At 62.4% G+C, this 20,213-nt stretch carries 16 protein-coding genes and 1 pseudogene; 2 read left to right on the plus strand and 15 right to left on the minus strand.

The window, feature by feature from the left end; all coding sequences use genetic code 11:
• Window positions 1–144: 144 nt before the first annotated feature.
• The 15 genes and pseudogenes from LJY18_RS22725 to LJY18_RS14100 form a co-directional block, all read right to left on the minus strand.
• The gene (locus tag LJY18_RS22725) at window positions 145–1,008 is read right to left on the minus strand and encodes a methyl-accepting chemotaxis protein (RefSeq protein ID WP_442964496.1); all 864 of its coding nucleotides are present in this window, start codon (window positions 1,006–1,008) and stop codon (window positions 145–147) included.
• Window positions 1,003–2,184: pseudogene (locus LJY18_RS22730) on the minus strand (HAMP domain-containing protein); the annotation flags it as partial. The pseudogene LJY18_RS22730 and the gene LJY18_RS22725, both read right to left, overlap by 6 nt.
• 198 nt (window positions 2,185–2,382) lie before the next feature.
• A complete protein-coding gene (gene argE, locus LJY18_RS14040) occupies window positions 2,383–3,540 on the minus strand; it encodes an acetylornithine deacetylase (RefSeq protein WP_238042439.1) in 1,158 nt (385 codons plus the stop codon).
• Complete coding sequence (locus LJY18_RS14045; RefSeq protein ID WP_238042440.1) at window positions 3,537–4,691, minus strand: NAD(P)/FAD-dependent oxidoreductase; 1,155 nt, start codon at window positions 4,689–4,691, stop codon at window positions 3,537–3,539. The genes argE and LJY18_RS14045 overlap by 4 nt, the downstream gene beginning before the upstream one ends.
• On the minus strand, window positions 4,688–6,112 hold the full coding sequence (locus LJY18_RS14050) for an FAD/NAD(P)-dependent oxidoreductase (RefSeq protein ID WP_238042441.1): 1,425 nt from the start codon (window positions 6,110–6,112) through the stop codon (window positions 4,688–4,690). The genes LJY18_RS14045 and LJY18_RS14050 overlap by 4 nt, the downstream gene beginning before the upstream one ends.
• Window positions 6,094–6,402 (minus strand): (2Fe-2S)-binding protein, encoded by a 309-nt coding sequence (locus LJY18_RS14055; protein WP_238042442.1) that lies wholly within the window; start codon window positions 6,400–6,402, stop codon window positions 6,094–6,096. Before LJY18_RS14055 ends, LJY18_RS14050 begins: the two co-directional genes overlap by 19 nt.
• Complete coding sequence (locus LJY18_RS14060) at window positions 6,399–8,231, minus strand: ABC transporter ATP-binding protein (RefSeq protein ID WP_238042443.1); 1,833 nt, start codon at window positions 8,229–8,231, stop codon at window positions 6,399–6,401. Before LJY18_RS14060 ends, LJY18_RS14055 begins: the two co-directional genes overlap by 4 nt.
• Before the next feature lies 1 nt (window position 8,232).
• Window positions 8,233–9,147 (minus strand): ABC transporter permease, encoded by a 915-nt coding sequence (locus tag LJY18_RS14065; protein WP_238042444.1) that lies wholly within the window; start codon window positions 9,145–9,147, stop codon window positions 8,233–8,235.
• Window positions 9,144–10,097: an ABC transporter permease gene (locus LJY18_RS14070; protein WP_238042445.1), complete on the minus strand. Its 954-nt coding sequence runs from the start codon at window positions 10,095–10,097 to the stop codon at window positions 9,144–9,146. The genes LJY18_RS14065 and LJY18_RS14070 overlap by 4 nt, the downstream gene beginning before the upstream one ends.
• 70 nt (window positions 10,098–10,167) lie before the next feature.
• Window positions 10,168–11,811 carry an ABC transporter substrate-binding protein gene (locus LJY18_RS14075; protein ID WP_238042446.1) on the minus strand — a complete coding sequence of 548 codons (1,644 nt, stop codon included), beginning with the start codon at window positions 11,809–11,811 and terminating at the stop codon, window positions 10,168–10,170.
• Window positions 11,812–11,924: 113 nt separating this feature from the next.
• On the minus strand, window positions 11,925–13,199 hold the full coding sequence (locus LJY18_RS14080; protein WP_238042447.1) for an NAD(P)/FAD-dependent oxidoreductase: 1,275 nt from the start codon (window positions 13,197–13,199) through the stop codon (window positions 11,925–11,927).
• A 37-nt stretch (window positions 13,200–13,236) separates the two neighbouring features.
• Entirely contained in the window at window positions 13,237–13,905 is a 669-nt protein-coding gene (locus LJY18_RS14085) for a haloacid dehalogenase type II (protein WP_238042448.1), read from the minus strand.
• Window positions 13,906–14,277: 372 nt separating this feature from the next.
• On the minus strand, window positions 14,278–15,750 hold the full coding sequence (locus tag LJY18_RS14090; protein ID WP_238042449.1) for an aldehyde dehydrogenase family protein: 1,473 nt from the start codon (window positions 15,748–15,750) through the stop codon (window positions 14,278–14,280).
• A 225-nt stretch (window positions 15,751–15,975) separates the two neighbouring features.
• Window positions 15,976–16,947: a threonine/serine dehydratase gene (locus tag LJY18_RS14095; protein ID WP_238042450.1), complete on the minus strand. Its 972-nt coding sequence runs from the start codon at window positions 16,945–16,947 to the stop codon at window positions 15,976–15,978.
• Window positions 16,948–16,985: 38 nt separating this feature from the next.
• Window positions 16,986–17,975, minus strand: a complete 990-nt coding sequence (locus tag LJY18_RS14100) for an ornithine cyclodeaminase family protein (protein WP_238042451.1) — start codon at window positions 17,973–17,975, stop codon at window positions 16,986–16,988.
• A gap of 558 nt (window positions 17,976–18,533) precedes the next feature.
• Between LJY18_RS14100 and LJY18_RS14105 the strand changes: the two genes are divergently transcribed.
• On the plus strand, window positions 18,534–18,752 hold the full coding sequence (locus tag LJY18_RS14105) for a hypothetical protein (RefSeq protein ID WP_238042452.1): 219 nt from the start codon (window positions 18,534–18,536) through the stop codon (window positions 18,750–18,752).
• 1 nt (window position 18,753) lies between these two features.
• The gene (locus LJY18_RS14110; protein WP_238042453.1) at window positions 18,754–20,079 is read left to right on the plus strand and encodes an NAD(P)/FAD-dependent oxidoreductase; all 1,326 of its coding nucleotides are present in this window, start codon (window positions 18,754–18,756) and stop codon (window positions 20,077–20,079) included.
• Window positions 20,080–20,213: the final 134 nt, after the last annotated feature.

Raw genomic sequence — 20,213 nt, forward strand, 5'->3', positions numbered from 1 at the left:
ATTGGCCTTGAAGGTACTGAAAGAATCGCGGCTAAAGCCCCTCCCACACATGCTATGCGTTGAACCGAAATTTCATGGTTAAAGCGACACAAGCAGGCTGTTGAAAAACCACCTGCGCTTTTTAACGGCCTGCTAGTACTGCGGTCAGACGTTGAAGTGCTTGATCATCCCGCTCAGCTCGCTGGCCAGGCCGGCGAGTTCCAGGCTTGAGGTTCGGGTCTGGTTGGCCCCGGCCGAGGTCTGCGCGGAAACATCGCGGATATTGAGCAAGTTACTGTCCACCTCGCGGGCTACGTAGGATTGCTCTTCGGTGGCACTGGCAATGCTCAGGTTGCGCTCGTTGATCTGGGCGATCGCCTCGACGATGGCAGTCAATGCCGTGCCCGCCGCGCGCGCGAGTTCCAGGGTGTCCTGGGTTTTCTCATTGCTGCTTTGCATGGCACGCAGAGCGCCCTGACTACCTTGCTGCACCGAGCCGATGATGGTTTCGATCTGCTTGGTCGATTCCTGGGTTCTTTGCGCCAAGGCCCTCACTTCGTCTGCTACAACGGCGAAGCCGCGCCCACTTTCGCCCGCCCGCGCGGCCTCGATCGCAGCATTCAAGGCCAACAGATTGGTCTGCTCGGCGATTCCGCGAATCACATCCAGCACCGAGCCGATACCACCTATCTGGCCCGCTAGGGCTTGCAGGGCATCGGCGGTATGCGCCATATCGCCGGTCAGCGATTCGATCGCGCCTACTGTGCGGGTAACGCTGCCCTGGCCCTGACGGGCGCAGTGGTCGGCAGCCTGGGACACCTCCGAGGCCGAGGCGGCATTGCGCGCCACCTCCTCGATCGCGGTGGTCAGCTCGGTGACGGCAGTCACGGCCTGGTCGAGTTCACCGCTCTGTCGGTGCAGGCCGCGGCTGGTGTCCTCGGTCACCGCGCTCAGTGCCTCGGAAGTCGAGTTGAGCTGCTCGGCGGAATTCACCACCTGGGTGACAGTGCCGCGCAGGTCCGTTTGCATGCGCTGCAGTGCCTGCAGCAGACGCGCCGCTTCATCCATACCCGCGGTATCGAGCACCTGGGTCAGGTCGCCCTTGGCGATTCGCTCGGCCGCGGCCATGGCGCTTGCCAACTGTTTCAGCAAGCGCAGGACGATCAGCGTCGCCAGCATGCCGCCGACCAGCAGCAGCACCAGCAGGCCGGCGGACATCAGCAGCAGATGCTGTCGGTGCTGATCGCGGCGCTCCCCCAGTCTCTGCTCAAGCAGCGCCAATACGGAGTCGCCAAGCGCATACATGGCGTCGATCGGCCGATTATAAGCGGCCAGGTAGTCCGCGACCGGATGCGTCACCTTCAACCCGGCACCGCCGTCGGAAAAATCCATCTCGATGACCGCGACCAGCTGCTGATCGGTCAATGCCAGGGCCTGCCGGATCTGCTGGCGTAGCGCCGCCAGCGGTTGCTCCAGCATGGCGGCGATCGCCGGGTCGGCGGCAGCGGCCTTGGCGAAGGCCCGGCCCATCCTGTCGAAGCTGGCGAGCGCCTGGGCGGTCAACCCCATCAAGGCCCCCTGTTGCTCCGGCAGAATTCGCCCCTGCACCAGATACAGGGCACCAAAACCGCGCAACTGGGCGAACAACTCGGCGGTTTGCGGCATCTCGATCAGCGCCGCGTTCATCAGCGAATAGGTTTGCAGAATCGGATCCCGGGACAGCTCGAAATGATCGAGCAAGGCATCCTCAATCAGCAGACTGGACGCAATCAGTTGCGTATGCCGTTGCATGCTCTGCCTGGCCTTGATGCTGTCCTGGCCGATCTCTTCGGATAGGGTGTGCCATTGCTCGCCCACCTGCTGCAAAGAGTTCAACAGATCCGCGTCGACCTCGGCCGCGCGTAGCGTCTGCTCGCTCGCCTCGAAGGTACGCTGCAACTCGGCCTGCTTGGCCAGACGGGCCTGCTGCAGACTACTGTCACCGGCGAGAGCGCGGGTAGTCATAGCGCGATGCTGCTGGGTCAGCGCGACCAAGTCCAACAGCGCCTGCACCGGCGCGATACCACGTATTTCGCGCTCGGCCTGACGTCCACTGCTCAGCGCACCCAGCACGTACAGGCTGCTCGGCACTGCGATCAAAACGAGGGCCAATACACCGAGCAAGACGAACTTGCCGGAGAAGGAAAGACGTTCGAGGACTTTCATGGACGGACTCCCGGAGTGTTGTCAGGGACTCGCGAGTCCCGCTTTTTGGTTATTGTTTTCGGCTAAGGCAACAGCCTTGGCGGGCACACTCGCTCTTTCCTCGAGCGAGAGGTCCACTGACCACAGGGGTACAGGCCGGAAGGTGAGAACGGAAAATGGCCCTCCCCTATTCGGCAGGAACGGACGAGAACGCGGCGGTTACAGCTTCAACGACCCGAGCAGCCCCTCGAGAAAGCGCTCGCCAGCGTCCAGTTGGCTGACTTCGATGAATTCGTCGGGCTTGTGCGCCTGTTGAATGGAGCCCGGCCCGCAGACCACCACAGGTACATTCAGGCGCTGGCTGAACAGGCCGCCCTCGGTACCGAAGGATACTTTGGCGCTGCCGGTATCCGCCGGGGCGAAGTTTTTCAGCAGGCGCACGGCTTCCACGCTGGGGTGGGTATCGAGGCCGGGGTAGACGTTCAGGGTCTCGATCTCGATGGCGGCGACGCTGGACAAGCGCCTGGCCTCGAGCACTATCGTCTCGGCCTGTTCACGCATCTGATCGAGAAACTGATCGAGGTCGTCGGCCGGCAGATTGCGCACTTCGAAATCCAGGCTGCACAGGTTCGGCACTATGTTCAGGGCCTTGCCGCCGACGATTTGCCCGACATGCACGGTGCTGTAGGGCACGTCGTAATCCGCATCCTGCGCGCCGTGCTCCTGCAAGCGCTGCTGGCTCTGACGAAGCGCGGCGATAAAATCACAGGCGACGTGAATGGCGTTGACCGAGCGCGGCGCTAGGGACGAGTGCGCTTCCTGGCCATGGCAGAAAGCGCGGTAGGAACCCTTGCCCTTGTGCCCGAGGACGAACTGCATCTCGGTCGGCTCGCCGACGATGCACAGGAACGGCCGCAACGGCGCCAGGTGCAACACGTCGAGCAGGCGGCGCACACCGACGCAGCCGATTTCCTCGTCATGCGACAGCGCCAGTTGCAAAGGCCGGCTCAACGAGGCTTCGGCGGCCTCGAGCATGGCGTCGACCGCCAGGGCGATGAAGCCCTTCATGTCGCAACTGCCGCGGCCGTAGAGCCGCCCGTCCTTCAGCGTCGCCTGGAACGCCGGCACGCTCCAGGCCTGGCCGGCGGCGGGCACCACGTCGGTGTGCCCGGACAGCAGAATCCCCGGTACATCGCGCGGGCCGGTGCTGGCGAACAGGTTGGCCTTGCGCCCGCTCTCGTCCTTGACGATCAAGGACTCGATGCCCTTGCTCAGCAGCAGCTCGCGCACATATTCGATCAGCGCCAGGTTGGAATCAGCGGACACCGTCTCGAAGGCGATCAGCCGCTTGAGAATCTCCAGGACTCGGGGTTTCATGACGCCTTCCTCTGCTGCTCGGGGGAATCGGCAAAGCGGCCGATGCTGAACGGGGTGATTGAGGTGCTGGTGCTGCCGGTACTGATCAGCTCGGCCATCACGTCCCCTACCCCTGGGCCGAGCTGGAAGCCGTGGCCGCAGAAGGCGAAGGCGTAGAACAGTCCGTCGACTCGGCAGCTCGGCCCCATGATTGGCAGGGAGTCCGGCAGGTAGCTCTCGATCCCGCTCCAGGTGCGGATGATGTTCAGGTTGACCATGTGTGGCACCAGCCGGTGCATCTGCTGCAGCTGTTTGAGGATGCTTTGCGGCTCGAAATGGGCGCGGCGGTTGAGCATGTCCGGCTTGCTGTGGTTACAGCCGCCGATGATGATGTTGCCGCGGGGGATCTGGCGGAAATACAGCACTTCCTCGGGGTGCTTGGTGTACACGCCGATCACCGTCTTCAGCGCATAGGGCACCGGCTCGGTGACCGACATCTGCGGGCCCTTGGTGACCAACGGCACTGGCTCGCCGAACTGCGCGGAGAGCGTCTCGCCCCAGGCGCCGGCGGTGATCAGCAACTGCTCGGCGCGGTACTCGCGGCCGTCGCTGGTGGTCACCCGGAACTGCCCGCCGACCTTCTCTACGCTAGTCACCTCGCAGCGCTCCTCGATGATCGCACCGGTGCGGCGCGCGGCGCGGGCAAAGGCCGGTGCGGCGAGACGCGGGTTGGCGTGACCATCGTGCGGCGCATAGGAGCCACCCTTGACCTCGGGCCCTAAAAACGGAAAGCGCTCGTGCAGTTCGCGCCCGCTGTAGATTTTCAGGTCTAATTCTCGCGCCTCGGGCGCCGCGGCGTAGGCCTCCAGCTCGGCGATCTCGTCCTCGCGGTAACACACGCGCATATGGCCGCTGGGAATGAATTCGAGGTCATCGCCGATCAGTTGCGGCAGGCGCTTCCACAAGGCGAAGGAGCGGTTGGCCAGCGCCAGCTGGCCGAGGAAACGGCCTTGGCGGCGCACGTTGCCGAAATTCACCCCGCTGGCGTATTGGCCAATCATGTCCCGCTCGAGGAGCACCACCGAACGCCCGCGCTGGCGCAGAAAGAATGCCGAAGCCGCGCCCATCAGGCCGCCGCCAATGATCAGTACATCGGTCTGATCAACGCTCACGGCGCCACCTTCTCAGCCCGTTTGAGTACCTCGGTCGACATCGAAAGCGGCTTGACCGGCGCCTGAACGCGCTGACGGCCGACCCGTTCGACAGCGACTCCAGCCGCCGCGGAGATCACCTCGGCGCCGGCCTCGGAGCAGTAGCGGCCCTGGCAGCGGCCCATACCGACCCGGCTGAAGGCCTTGGCGCGATTAACTTCGCAGGCGCCCTGCTCGCGGACCACGGAGCGCAACTCGCCAGCCGTGATCATCTCGCAACGGCAAACGATCGCCTCGTCCGCTAAGGCCTTGGCCTGCGCCGCCGGCCAGGGAAAGGCCAGGTACAGCCCGCGACTGAACTCATCCATCACCGTCAGGACGCGACGCTGCAAGGCGAGCGCCTCGCCATGCACCGGTTGCTGCAGATCCTGCAACAGGGCCAGCGCAACCAGGCGTCCGGCATGTTCCGCCGCATCGGCGCCACGGATCCGCGAGCCATCGCCAGCGGCATACACACCACTGACCGAAGTGCGCCCCTCTTCATCGGTATCCAGCACCCACTGCTGCGACGCCTCATGGAAACGCATCCTGCAACCGGCCAGGTCGGCCAGCTGGGTTTCCGGACGCAGGTGATAGCCCAGCGCGACTGCATCGCAGTCGACCTCCAGGCTGTCACCGTGGCTGGTGCGCACACGCGCCGCGCTGACGCCGCTGGCCGCATCGCCCAGCACCTGCTGGGGGACGACCCCCAGATGCACAGGGATTCGCGCCAGGTAGAGCTGCGCCAGCAATTTCATCCCGATGAGCAGCAGCCCGGGGCGGGCGAGCAGTTTGGGCAAGGCCGCGATGCGCTTGCGCAGCGGCGAGGTGTCGAGCACCGCCGCGACCGTGGCGCCGGCCTTGAGGTACTGGCTGGCCACCAAATACAGCAGCGGCCCGCTACCCATGAACACCACCCGGCGACCGATCGACACCGCCTGCGCCTTGAGTGCGATCTGTGCTCCGCCCAGGCTATAACAGCCCGCCAGTTGCCAACCCTCAATCGGCATCAGCCGGTCGGTAGCCCCGGTGCAGAGGATCAACGCGTCGTAATCCACGGTCGAATGCTTGCCCTGGCTCACGCAGCACAGCTGCCCCGGGGTCAGGTCCCACACCAGGGTGTCTGGCCGATAGTCGATCTGCTCGCGCAGGCGATCGAAGCTCTGGTGCAGCGCCCCGGCCTTGCCCGCTTCGCTGCCGTAGAGGGTGGCGTAGTCGCGGGTGAAGCCCTCGGGCTGGCGGCGATAGATCTGTCCGCCATCGCGGCGGTTTTCATCCAGCAGAATCGGCCTGATTCCCGCTGCCACCAGGGTCTCGGCGCAGCGGGTGCCTGCTGGGCCGGCACCGACTATCACCACCCGCAAGGCGTCTCTCGGTAAATTCTTCAGCCGCGTAAGGGCCATATCGCCTCCGGTTGCCTGGTGACGATATCCAGCCCCTCACGGACTTCGTTGGAACAAGCGCGCAGACGCTCGCCGCTCCGGGTCCAGACCCAGCAGTCCTGACAAGCACCCATCAGGCAGAAGCCGGCGCGTCGGCCTGGATCGAATTCCGACTGACGCAGGGCCGACACCCGGGTCAGCAGGGCGACCATCAGGGTGTCGCCCTGCAAGGCCTCGATGGCTTCGCCATCGACCAGCAGCCTGACCCTTGGCCGCTCATGCTCGGCCAAGCGTACGAAACGCGCTGTCATGCGCAGCTACCCACTAGCTTTATGCTGCTCACACCGTCCTGCGCCTTGAGTAGCTCGGCACCCGTGTGATGACACAGAATCTCACTACCGCCGGCAATGTTGCGGCGTGGTGGCGTGCTGCGATTGCACAGGCCGTCGATGCGAACCGGGCAACGATCTAGGAACGGGCAGAGATGTACGCCGCTGACCGGTTCGCCGATCGGCGGCAGCTCACTGCAGCTAGTCCCGCAGTTTTCCAGCCAGCCCTGGCGCAGCTCCGGCACCGAATTGGTCAACAGGTTGGTGTAGGGATGGAAGGGCGCGTGGACGAACGCCTGCTGCTCGCCGGCCTCGACCTTGTGGCCGCTGTACATCACCACTATGTCGTCGCACAGCGCGCGCACGGTGGAGATGTCATGGCTGATGAACAGGTAGGAAACCCCCAGTTCGCGGCGCAGGTCGCGCAACAGTTCGAGGATCGCCGCGCCCACCACCGTATCCAGCGCCGAAGTCACTTCGTCGCAGAGGATCAGATCCGGCTCCGCCGCCAGCGCCCGCGCCAGGTTGACGCGCTGCTTCTGGCCACCGGACAACTCGCCGGGCCGGCGTTGCGCAAGGCTGGCCGGCAACTGCACCAGCTCCAGCAACTCGGCGACCCGTCGTCGCTGCTGCGCACCCTTCATTCCGTGGTAGAAGCGCAGCGGACGACCGAGGATCTGCTCGATGCTGTGCCGTGGATTTAGCGCCGTATCGGCATTCTGGAAGACGAACTGAACGCGCCGGAACTGCTCGCGGCTGCGACCGGTCAGCGTCCTGCTGAGCGGCTGCCCGTCCAGCAGGATACGTCCGGCCGATGTTGGTGCCAGGCCGGCGATAGCCTGCGCCAGGGTGGTTTTCCCCGACCCCGACTCGCCGATCACGCCGACCGCCGCGCCACGCCGGATCTTCAGATCGACATCCTGTAGCACCTTCTTGGTGCCGTAGCAAATCTCCAGGCCGTGGATGTCGAGCAGCACATTCTCTTCCGCCGAAGGTGCCTCTTGATCAGCCGTCCCCTGGCGCGCCGCCGGCCTTATCGCGGCCAGCAGGCTGCGGGTATAGGGATGTTGCGGCGCGGCCAGGATCTGTTCGGTAGGGTTGTTTTCCTGGATCTGGCCATCGCGCAGTACGACAATGCGGTCGGCCATCTGCGCCACCACCGCTAGGTCGTGCGAGACGTAAATTGCCGTGGTACCGCGTTCACGAACCACCTTTTTGAAAGCCCGCAGCACTTCGATCTGGGTCGTGACATCCAACGCCGTGGTCGGCTCGTCGAGGATCACCAGTGCCGGATCGGTGATCAGCGCCATCGCCGCCATCAGCCGCTGCAGCTGCCCACCCGAGACCTGGTGCGGATAGCGCGCGCCGATGCGTTCGGGCTCCGGCAGGGCCAGCTCCCGGAACAGTTCGACGGCCTTGGCCTGCGCCTGCTTGCGCGACAGAACGCCGTGGATCAGCGCGCTTTCGATCACCTGCTCCATGATGTTCTTGGACGGATTGAATGCCGCGGCCGCGCTCTGCGCGATATAAGCCACGGTGCGTCCGCGCAGCTTTGCCAGCTCGGCACTCGACAGTTTGAGCACGTCGACATCGCCGACCCGTACCGAGCCGCCGACAATACGGCAACCAGAACGGGCGTAACCCATCAGCGACAGCGCTATGGTGCTCTTGCCGGAACCGGACTCGCCGATCAGCGCCAGTACTTCGCCTTTGTTCAGGCTGAAATCGGCACCGTGCACGATCGGTACATCGATACCCTCTTCGTTACGCGCAACCACGCGCAAGCCGCTTACTTTGACGATTTCGTTCATCTCACTTCTCCGTCTCGCGCTTGGATCGCCCGCCGAAGCTGTCGATGAGCAAATTGACCCCCATGGTCAGGGTGGCGATGGCGACCGCCGGTGCCAGCACAGCCGGGGCACCCTCCCAGAGGCCTGCGATGTTTTCTCGCACCAGCGAGCCCCAGTCGGCGTCCGGCGGCTGCACGCCCAGCCCAAGGAAACTCATGGCACTTAGCAGCAGCACCACGTAGACAAAGCGCAGGCCAAAGTCGGTAAGCACCGGGCGCAGCATGTTCGGCAGCACTTCGATGAAGATGATGTAGGGCATGGCTTCTCCGCGGGTACGCGCAACCCGGACAAAGTCCATGGTCATGATGTTCACCGCAACCGCACGCGCAATACGGTAGGAGCCCGGCATATAGGCGAATGCGGCCATCAGTAACAACAGCGGCACCGAAGAGCCGAACGACGCCACCATCAGCAAGGCGAATATCTTGTTGGGGATCGAGATCAGCGCATCCTGGGTACGGCTTATGAGCGCATCGATCCAGCCACCGGAAGCGGCCGCTACGAGCGCCAGTACCACGCCAGCCGCGCAGGCAAGCACTGTAGCCGCCAACGCCACACCGATGGTGTAGGGCGCGCCGTGCAATAACCGGCTGAGGATATCCCGCCCCAGATAGTCCGTACCCAACGGGAACTGCAGGCTGAGCGGGCCGAAGTAACCGTCGCTGACCATGGCGTTGGCATCGTAGGGCGCGAATAACGGCCCGGCGAAGGCCATCAGCGTCCAGAAGGTTATGATCAACAGACCGACGATGTTGCTGAAAGACAGCGAGAGCCGGCGCCGGCGTGTCCGCATCGGCTCGTTCGGTCCATCCTGCTTCAGCGCGTTATCCTTGCGGCCACCAATGCTCGATTTAGCTGGAATACTGTTCAGTTTCATTTGCGCAGCCTCGGGTTGGATAGAATTGCACAGAGGTCAGCCAGCAGAACCAGCACCAGAAAACCAAGGCTAAACAACATCACGCAAGCCTGGATCAGTGGCATGTCGCGAGTAACCACACCGTTTACCATCAGCGTCGCGACGCCCGGATAGTTGAAGATCGACTCGACGATGACGACACCGCCCAACAGGTACGACAGGCTCAGCGCCACGGCGTTGGCAATCGGCCCGATCGCATTGGGCAGCGCATGACGAAGCACCACCCGTATCGGTCGCGCCCCTTTGAGTATCGCCATTTCGACATAGGAAGCGCTGAGCTGATCGATCACCGCAGCCCTTGTCATGCGTGCCATCTGTGCCGTTAGAACGCAGCACAGCGTCATCACCGGCATCGCATAGACGCGAACCAGTTCGCCGAACGACTCGACGTCAACGGTACGCGACAGCGCCGACAGCCAGCCCAGCTTGACCGCGAAGATCAGTACCGCAATGGTGGCAATCAGAAACTCCGGCACGGAGACGGCGAACACCGTCAGCATGTTGCTGTAACGGTCAAAGATCGATCCGCGGTACATCGCCGACAAAATACCGATCGTCAGCGCCAGCGGCACCGAGAACAACGCGGTGATTGCTGCCAGCCTCAAGGTATTGGGTAGCCGGCTCGCGATCATCTCATCGACCGCCATACCGTTGACCAGGGAAACGCCGGGATTACCGGTGATCAGCCCACCCAGCCAGTTCAAGTAACGCAGGTGCACTGGTAGATCCAGGCCTAACTGCGCGCGCAGTGCCGCTAGCGCTGCCGGCGTTGCGTCTTGGCCGAGCTGCTCCTGGACCGCGTCACCCGGTAGCAGGCTGGTGAGGAAAAACACCACCAGCGACACGATAAGCAGCGTAAGCACGCCTACAGCCAAGCGACTAAAAACCAGGCGTGCAATAGTGCTGTTCATAATTGATACCTTTGCTTAATGACGCCGCCTGCATGACCCGCAGGCGACGCCTTGGTTATCGAGCAATCACTCAGGCATCCAGCCAGACGTGCTCGGCGAACATATAGCCCATCAAACCACCGAGTGGATGAGGGGTAAGACCCTTCAACTTGATATTGTGGCCATCCAGGCTGCTGTTGAAGTGCGGAATACCGATACCGCAGTGCTCATGCACCAGCACCTGCATATCGGCGTACATCTGCTTACGCTTGGCGTCGTCGGTCTCGCCACGCGCAGCAACCAGCAACTGGTCGAACTGTTCATTCTTCCAGCCCGATTCGTTCATGCCGGCGTCGGACTGGTAGAACAGGCTGAACATCAAGTCGGCGGTTGGACGCGCACCGATGTCGCCGAAGCCGAGCGGATGCTTCATCCAGTGACTGGACCAGTAGCCGTCCGCCGGCACCCGTTTGATGTCGAGCTTGAGCCCAACCTGCTGGGCCGAGAGCTGCAGCAACTGAGCGATATCCAGCGAGCCGGTAGCGGCTTCGGACGCCACAATAGGCAGGGAGCGTCCGGCCATGCCGGATTTCTGCAGGTGGAACTTGGCCTTCTCCGGGTCGTACTCACGCTGTGGCAGACCGGCGAAATAGTAACGACTGCCGGGGGCGATCGGCTGGTCGTTGCCGATCTGGCCGTAGCCACGAAAGGCAGCCCGGTTGATCTGTTTGCGATCGAGCAGATACTTCATCGCCAGGACGAAGTCCGGGTTCTGGATCGGGCCCAGCTCATCGCGCATCACCAGGTTGGTATAGCCACCGGTCGGGGTCTCCATCAACGCGACGTTGGCGCTGTCCAGAACGCGCGAAACTGCACGCGGATTGATCGGGTTGATCAGGTCCACGTCACCGGCGAGCAGGGCACTGATGCGAGCGGCCTCGTCCGGAATGGAGAAGAACTCGATTTCGTCGAGGTAGGGCAGCCCCGGCTTCCAATAGCTGTCGTTGCGTGTGCTGATCGAGCGCGCGCCTGGCTGGAACTCCGCGCACTTGAAAGGCCCGGTGCCGTTGGCGGTGGTGAAATCGGTGGTGGCGTTACGCACGATGAGGAAGTGCGTAGTGGCGAGGATTGCCGGGAGGTCGGCGTTCGGGCTGACCAAGCGGATTTGAACCTCATGCGGCCCAGCGGCTTTCACCTCCTCAAGTTGCTGCGCGATGGCCAGCACCTTGGAGCCAGTCTGCGGCACCTTGTGGCGAGTCAACGAATAGACGACGTCTGCCGAGGTGAATGGCTTGCCATCGTGGAACACGACATCCTTGCGCAGCTTGATGGTCCAGGAGATCGCATCCGCTGTATCGAACGACTCGGCCAGAGCCATGCGCGGCACAAGTTGCTCGTCCAGCTGGGTCAGGCCGTTATAGAACATGTTGTGACGACAGTAGTCTGTGTAATTACCGCCCTTCGCTGGGTCCAGCGTATCCGCAGTCGAGCTGGTTGCAGTGGCTACCTTGATGCGCCCCCCCCGCTTGCCTTTGCCGGAGCCCGCAGCCTCCTCCGCGAACAACTTGCCAGCCGAGCCGAACAGGCTACTTGCACCTGCTACAGCCACTCCAGCCAGCCCTAACATGCGCAGGGCATCACGGCGCGACATACCCCGATTGAGCCCCTCGAAAACACGCAGGCTTTCTTCGCCGGTGATCAGTTGGGAGTCGGTTTTGTTTTTCTTGTCAGTCATATCGGTTCTTCCTGTCGAAAATGGAAACGGTTCGAATGCTCGCGACGGATCGCAGCACTCTTTGGAAACACAAACGACGGTGAAGCAACAACGGGTGAAACAACAGCAAGCGCTTAGTGCAAGTAATCCTGAACGCGGTAATAGGCACCCACCACCGGCAAGAACCAGGGCGTTCCGAAGTGCCCGGGAATCGCTGGCCAGTTCAATTCCCGCCAGGGGTTGGCCTCGTTTTTGCCGTCCATGACCTCAGCCATGGCCTGTCCCATAAGTACCGACATTTGTACCCCATGACCGCTATAACCCATGGAGTGGTACACGCCGCCATGCTGGCCGGCACGTGGCAGGCGATCCGAGGTCATGTCCACCAAGCCGCCCCAGCAGTAGTCCAGCTTCACCCTCGCCAACTGTGGGAACATATGCCCCATCGCAGCCTGCAGCACGCTGCCGCTCTTGGCGTCGGAGTTGCCGCCGGACATGGCGAAGCGCGCACGCCCGCCGAACAGCAGGCGATTGTCCGGTGTCAGACGGAAGTAGTTACCGATGATGCGGCTGGTGACATAGGAACGTCGTGCCGGTAACAGGCTGTCGATCAGGGTTTCCGGCAAGACTTCGGTGGCGACCACGAAGCTGCCCACCGGCACGATCCGCCGCCGATACCAGCCCAGATCACCGTGTTGGCAGGCGCCAGTCGCCAGCAGAATCTGCTTGGCTTGCAGCGCGCCCTTGCTGGTGTTGACCAGATAGCCGCCGGCATTGGCTTTCCAGGCCTTGACCAGCGTGTCCTGGTAGATCAGCGCACCACGTCGCGCGGCTGCCTCCGCCAAACCGATGCCGAAGCGCCCGACATGCATCTGCACGCCGTTGCGCTGCAACAGGCCACCGTGGAATTCGGCCGAGTCGACTTCGGCGCGGGCTTGTTCGGCGGACAGCAGCTCGACGTCGGCGTCGACTTCCCGGCGAATCAGTTCGCAGGTTCGCGCCAACCCTTCATAGTGCATGGGCTTGGCAGCCAGCTTGAGCTTGCCATTGCGCTTGAGGTCGCAGGCGATCTGCTCCTGCTCCACCAGCGCGACCACGCTCTGCACAGCACGCTCGTACGCCTGGTAATAGGCCCGAGCCCTATCGGCCCCGAGACTGGCGCTGAGGGCGGCGTAATCCTGGGCGACGCCGGTACTGCAGTGGCCACCATTACGCCCGGAGGCTTCGCCAATCACCCGACCCGCCTCCAGCACCACCACACTGGCCCCCTTCAGGGCCAGCGCTCGGGCGGCCGACAAACCGGTGAAGCCGCCACCGACGATGGCCACGTCCACCTGCCTCGGAAGCGCCCCGGTCTGCGCTCCGGTAAACGCCGGCGACGTGTCGAGCCAGTAGGAATCGCTGTGCATGTCTAACCCCTTTTACTCTGAAGAGTGGCTGCTGTAACTAGAGACCGACCAGACCAGCCAGTCCGCCGATATCGGCGATCTGCCGGTAGCTGTAGCAGGCGTTGCCTGGCTGTTCGTGGCCACGGGCAACAAAGGCCTTGTTCTTGATTTTCATGTCGTCGGCCGGCATCAAGTCGTAGCGGAAGCTTGAGGAGACATGCAGGATGTCTTCAGGACCGCAACCGAGGTTGTCGAGCATGAATTCAAAGGCTTGCAGACGTGGCTTGTAGGCCTGGGCCTGCTGGGCGGTGAAGACCTTGTGGAAAGGCGCACCGAGTTTGTCGACGTTGGACATGATCTGCTCGTCCATCGCATTGGAGAAAATCACCAGGGGAATCTTGTCGGCGATCTTCGACAAACCGGCCGGCACGTCGGCATGCGGACCCCAGGTCGGCACGGCGTCATAGTAGAGCTGGCCTTCGCCACGGTACTCGACACCCCAACGCTTGCAGACGCGCGCCAAAGCGGTCTTGAGGATCTCGTCGTAAGGCTTCCAGTCGCCCATCACTTGATCCAGTCGATAGGCCGAGAAATCCTTGACGAACTGATCCATCTGCTCAGGGGCAATGCGATCGGCGAACAGTTCGCGCGTCAACGGTCCCATCTGGAAGTTGGTCAGCGTGCCGTAGCAGTCGAAGGTGATGTACTTGGGTCGAAGAAAGCTCATTAGGGCAGTCCTGAAAGTTCGTTGATGAACATGGTGTCGCCTGCATGGCCCCTACTTTCAGGAGCGACGATGCGTCGCATCACCACAGCTTTATTACAGCACTACGAAACCAGCAGATGACGTCAAAAGTGCGCGCCGCTCGGTACAAACCACCGTTTTACGGGTCGGCCTCAGCAGAGGCTGCGGAGCGCTCCAAAAGCGAGCGAACCTCCTATTCATGCACGTTAGCGGGCTATCGAAACGCCCGCCCGATCACCCCACGGCCCTGGCGCCGCAGAACCTACGCCAGCCTCAACGAAAACGGGCGCGCCCTGAGGACGTGCCCGTTCATGCTGCCGCGAGGCTTGAGGCCGGCGGCGCCGGCCAGTGGATTCAACCGGCGATATCGATCAGCACACTCTTATGACGCAAGTTGGCAGCGAAGGCTTCGCTGCCCAGATCCTTACCGATACCCGAGCGCTTATAGCCCCCGGTCGGCAGGATGTGATCGTTGCTACGCCCGTAGCGGTTGACCCACACCGTGCCGACTTCCAGGCCGCGAATCAGGCGCAGCGCACGGTTGAGGTCGGCGGTGTGCACCCCGGCAGCGAGGCCGTAGGTAGGGTGCTCGGCAAGACGTAGAGCCTGCTCTTCATCCTCGAAGGTCTGCACTGTCAGCACCGGGCCGAAGATTTCCTCGAGCACCGCGGGGTTGCGACTGTCCGGCGCGCTCAGCAGTGTCGGCTGATAGTAGGCGCCGCCAAGCCCCTCGATCGGGCCACCGCCCTCCAGCACTTCGGCGCCGACCAGGCGCGAACGCTGGACGATACCGTCGATCCGCTCGGCCTGTTGCCGGGAGATGATCGGCGACAGGCTGGTCTGCGCCGACCAGGTGTGGCCGGGGCGCAGCTCGCGGAAGTAGCCCTGCAGGTACTCGACGAAGGGCTCGAGAATCGATCGCTCGATAATCAGCCGTGACCCGGACACGCAGACCTGCCCGGCATTGCCGGTGATACCCATAGCGACGCTGCGGGCAGTCTTCTGCAGGTCCGGGACATCGGCGAACACCAGTTGCGGGCTCTTGCCGCCGAGCTCCAGGGTCACCGGCTTGGGCCCGAACTTGGCGCAGGTGGACATGATGCTCGCGCCGGTGGCGGTGGAGCCGGTGAAGGTCACCTTGCTGATTCGCGGGTGACGACACAGCGCATCGCCAGTGAGCCGCCCGTCACCCTGCACCACATTGAAGATGCCCGCCGGGATCCCCGCCTGCACTGCCAGCTCGGCATAGCGCAGGATGGAAAAGGGCGTCAGCTCCGAGGGTTTGAGCACCACCGCGTTGCCTGCCGCCAGGGCCGGTGCAACCTTCCAGTTGGCCATACTCAACGGAAAATTCCACGGCGCGATGGCACCGACCACCCCATAGGGTTCGGCGATCTGCATGCCCAGACGATCACGCTGGGTCGCCGCGACCTGGCCGCCGTGCTTATCGGCGAGTTCGGCGAAGAAGCGCAGTACCTCGGCCACATAGGGTATGTCCCAGCCCAGCACGTCTTTATACGGACGGGTCGAGCCGATCGCTTCGAGCGGCGCAAGGGTCGCCGCATCCGCCTCGATCAGGTCGGCCCAGCGGCGCATGGCGCGGCTGCGCTCGCGCGGCGGACGGGTCGCCCAGTCGCTCTGGCGAAAGGCCTGCCAGGCGCTCTCCACCGCCTCGTCGACCAGCGTCGTGTCGGCGACCGGCAATGGAGCGTAGTACTGACCGTCCGATGGTCGCGCCACTTCCAGCCCCGGCAGGCCGTCGCGGTATCTCCCGCCGATGAAATGGGCACTGCGTACCTTGACGATGCTAGGGTCGAAGCTGTTCATAAAGGACTCCAGAAAGGGGCTTGGCACCGGCTCGGTGCATTGCGTTGCCAGGCCTCCATCCTAGGAAATATCGCCCGATATTTGCTGCGGACTTACCGCCTCGCTCGAGCATTAGCTGCGGTCTTTCGGGCTTTCCCTTATGTAATCGACTGAAGTACTCCAGACCTCTGGTCACCGCCTCTAGCAGCGGCGATATGGTCAGAGACTTCTGCCCCCCGGAAAGATTTACTCGGCAACTGCGTAGATCTCGGCCAGGTCGCACAGATCCCAGTTGCCGCCAGTGAGTACCACGCAGACCTTTTCATCCGGCCGGACCTTGACGACGCCCGCCAGCAGAGCGCCGATGCCGATCGCGGCGGCGGGTTCGGCGATCAGTTTCGCGTCCTTGGCCAGGGCGCGCATACCTTGGATGATGTGCTCGTCCTCGACCAGGACGATCTCGTCCACGTAGCGCTCGATGATCGGATAGGGGTTCTGCCCCGGCACGCTGATGCGCAAGCCGTCGGCAATGGTGTTCTTCAAGGGAAGCGTGGTGCGCTGCTTGTTCAACCTGCTGTGATAGTACTTGGGTGTCAACGCCGGTTCCGCGCCGACGACCCGCACCGATGGCCGGGTTTCCTTGATGGCGGTGGCGATGCCGGAAATCAGGCCGCCGCCGCCCATGGGGATGATGACCGTATCCACATCCTGCAGGTCTTCGAGGATCTCGCAACCGATAGTGCCCTGACCGGCCATCACCAGCGGGTCCTCGAAGGCATGGACGGGCACATAGCCGTTTTCCTCGGCGATTTCATACACCCTTTTCCAGCGGGCAGCGGTGTCGCCATCGAAAAGAATGACCTCCGCCCCGAGGGCTTGCGTATTGGCGATCTTGATCTTCGGGGTGGTCACCGGTAGCACCAGAATGGCTTTCACCCCCAGCATGCGGGCGGCGTAGGCGAGCCCCTGGGCGTGATTGCCGGACGAGGTGGCGATGATGCCGTTGGCAATCTCTTCCCTGGGCAGCGAGAGCGTCTTGTTCAGAGCGCCACGAATCTTGAACGCCCCTGTGATCTGCAGGGTTTCGGGCTTCAGATAGAGCTGACAACCGGCGGCTTTCTCTATCTTCTCTGCGCGCAGTAGCGGCGTATGTTTGATATGGGGTTTCAGCCGTTCCTGGGCTTCTCGAATGTCCTGAATGGTCGGATGGTCGCGCATGTAGTTTCCTCTCTCCGTACTGCCGAAAAAATCACGCGTCAAAGGAACGCGAAGAAGGTTCCGACGCTGTTTTCCAGCGCATTGCGATAGATCTTTTCGGCAGTGGTGTTGTCCTGTATGGCCATGCCGGTGGAGTCGAAGATGGTGATTTCTTCATCGCTCTCCCGGCCCGGCTTGGTGCCCAGCAGAATCTCGCCGAGCTCACCGTGGATATCGTCCAGGCTGATGATCTTCTCGTTCAGCGGATGCCAGGTTTCCCCTTTGTCGGTGCACTGCGAGATCGAGTCGTTGACTATCTTGGCGTGCCTGAATATTTCCGGATCGAGCTCCTGCTTGCCTTTCATATCCGTGCCGATGGCGACGATATGGGTGCCGGGTTTCACCCAGCTCGCTTCCACCAGCGGACCTTTGCCACGGGTGGTGGTGATCAGGATGTCGGCCTGCTCGACCGCCTCCTTCTTCGAATCCGCCAGGGTCACAGGAATAGCGAACTCGCCTTCGATATCCGCCTTGAAGCGGGCGAGCGTCTCCGGGTTTCTGCTCCAGGCATGGATCTCTTCGATCTGCATCACCAGGCTAATGGCGCGAATCTGCATCCGCGCCTGGTTGCCGGTACCTATGCAGGTGACCTTCTTCGCGTTCTTTCTCGCCAGCGCCTTGACCGAGACGGCGCCCGAAGCTCCCGTTCTGAGACCGGTGAGCAGACTGCCATCCATGACGCAGATCAGCGCGCAGCTGTTGGCATCGAACAGCAGAACGCTGCCCATACCGCTGGGCACGCCATGCGCGGTCGGGTTATCGAGGAAGCCTCCGGAAGAGGCTTTCATCGAGATGATTTCATTGGTCTTGCAGTAACCGACCTTGAAGTCGATTTCTCCGCGCGGCGCGGGAAGATGTATCCCTATGTAGTCGGGCTGAACCACCTGCCCACTGCTGAAAGCCTTGTATGCCTCTTCCACCGTACCTATGACTTCCTTCATAGATATCAATCTGCCGACTTCTTCTTTAGTAAGCAGCAGTGTTTTCATCTACACGACCTCACTGTTCTCTGATCAGGGCATCTGTTGTTCGCCAGGATTTACCCAAGCATCATCAAGGCGAGATTGCTCGCCATGTTCGGCGCGAGTCCCACGAGAATGCATTGCCAACTTGCTGCGATTAGTATGCCGCCGAGCGCTCAGCAGAAAATTCCGGATACCCTGGGAATACGCAACTTCCGACTATTTTCATCGCCATCGGCGAAAGCAAACGCTCCGGCCCTGCAACCAGGCTCGAGCTGAGTACTCATCGGTCGGGGTGAAGGGCCTGAAGAGCCCAATGATGGTGGCAACGGGCATGCTCGTTGCCCGCACGCGTCGCTTCGAGCCACCTTCCTCCAAGAGGGAAGGACATACGGAAGGCGAGCAGCAGGTGATGGGCAGAACAGTCAGCGCTCAAGTTACAGGACCTGGAGCGCCAATCACTCCGCCCGCCGCAGCATAAACTTCCGAGCGCACCCTCGAAAACGCCCGATTCTGCGATTGCGCACTACCAATACGACAGCCCTCTGCGGGTCGTGATGCCTAATATAGGATCAGCGCAACGGCATGGGTGATTGGCGTGATGCCTGCCGTAGCCTGGTCTGCCGCGCCGAATCGACCGACAAGACAGCAGACATGGCTCTCAATGCCGATCGTCCCGATCTTGTGCGTGCCGATAACTTCATCGGCGGGCAATGGCCTCACCGTATTGAGGCCGCTTCGCAGTACCGTCTGCATTGCGCGCTGCAAAGCCGTAAAACAATAGATTTCAGGCCAGGAGAATAGAATGCCGGCTCCCTTGATCACCATTCCGTCCACACCGGAGCTGCCAGAAAGCGCCGATGCCGTCGTCATCGGCGGCGGTATTATCGGCGTATGTGCCGCCTATTACATGGCCCGTCAGGGTATGAGTGTTGCCTTGATCGAGAAGGGCCGTATAGGCGCCGAGCAATCCAGTCGCAACTGGGGCTGGTGCCGCCAGCAGAACCGCGACGCGCGAGAACTGCCATTGTCGACCAAGAGTCTCGCGCTCTGGGAAGAGATCACCGCCGACATCGACGAAGACCTCGGTTTCCGCCGCTGCGGATTGCTCTATCTGTCGGATAACCAGTCCGAGTTGGACGGCTGGGCGAAATGGCGCGACTTCGCGATCACCCAGGGCGTCACGACCCATATGCTGAGCGGTGCCGAATCCACGCAACGCGGCGCGGCGACCGGGAAGCCCTGGTTGGGAGGGGTGTTTTCGCCGTCCGACGGCATCGCCGACCCGGCGCGGGCGGCGCCATTGATCGCCAAGGGCGTGCTCAAGCATGGCGGCTCGCTGCACCAGTTCTGCGCAGCCCGCGGCATCGAAACCGAGGCTGGCCGGGTATCGGGGGTCATTACCGAAAAGGGCGTAATCAAGACCCGCCAGGTGGTGATGGCCGGCGGTGCCTGGGCCTCCTCTTTCTGTGCACAACTCGGTATTCGCTTTCCGCAAGCGTCGGTGCGCTCTAGCATCCTATCGGTCATGCCGGGGGCTCAGGGGCTTCCCGATGCACTTCATACAAGTGAGGTTAGCGTTACGCGGCGCGGGGATGGCGGCTATACCCTGGCCATTTCCGGCCGGGCCAATGTGGATCCGACGCCGCAGCAACTTCGCTTCTCATCGTATTTTCTGCCAATGTTCGCCAAACGCTGGCGAGTGCTCTCGCCGGGTGGCCTGCAGGGTTGGCAGTACGGACACGAGACGTGCAGCAAATGGTCGCTCGACCGGCCTACACCGATGGAACGCGTCCGTATCCTCGATCCGCGCCCGTCAGAGGCAATCCTCAAGGAAACCCTTGCCCGTGCGCGCCGCCTGTTGCCCACCCTGGGCAGCGTGCCCGTTCAGGCAGGTTGGGCAGGCTATATCGACACCACCCCAGACGGTGTGCCGGTCATCGACGAAGCGCAAAACCTGCCTGGCTTCATTCTGGCCGCCGGCTTTTCGGGCCACGGCTTCGGCATTGGACCCGGCGCCGGGCGCCTTATTGCCGAACTGGCGACGGGAAAGACGCCGTTCGTGGACCACACTCAATACACACTTGCCCGCCTGAACAAAGGGGCTTGGGGCAAGGTCTCGGATTTCTGACAATCTTCCCTCGCTGTTTTGGCGGGAGCCTTGCTCCCGTCTTCTTCCCGTATGCATCCGGACATCAAATGCCCAAATGATCGATTCCCGGGTTCAGACCGAAGCCATGCCCGGAACACCCCGCCGCAGGGAAG

This window comes from Pseudomonas sp. MMS21 TM103, from assembly GCF_022132145.1.
Classification (GTDB): domain Bacteria; phylum Pseudomonadota; class Gammaproteobacteria; order Pseudomonadales; family Pseudomonadaceae; genus Aquipseudomonas.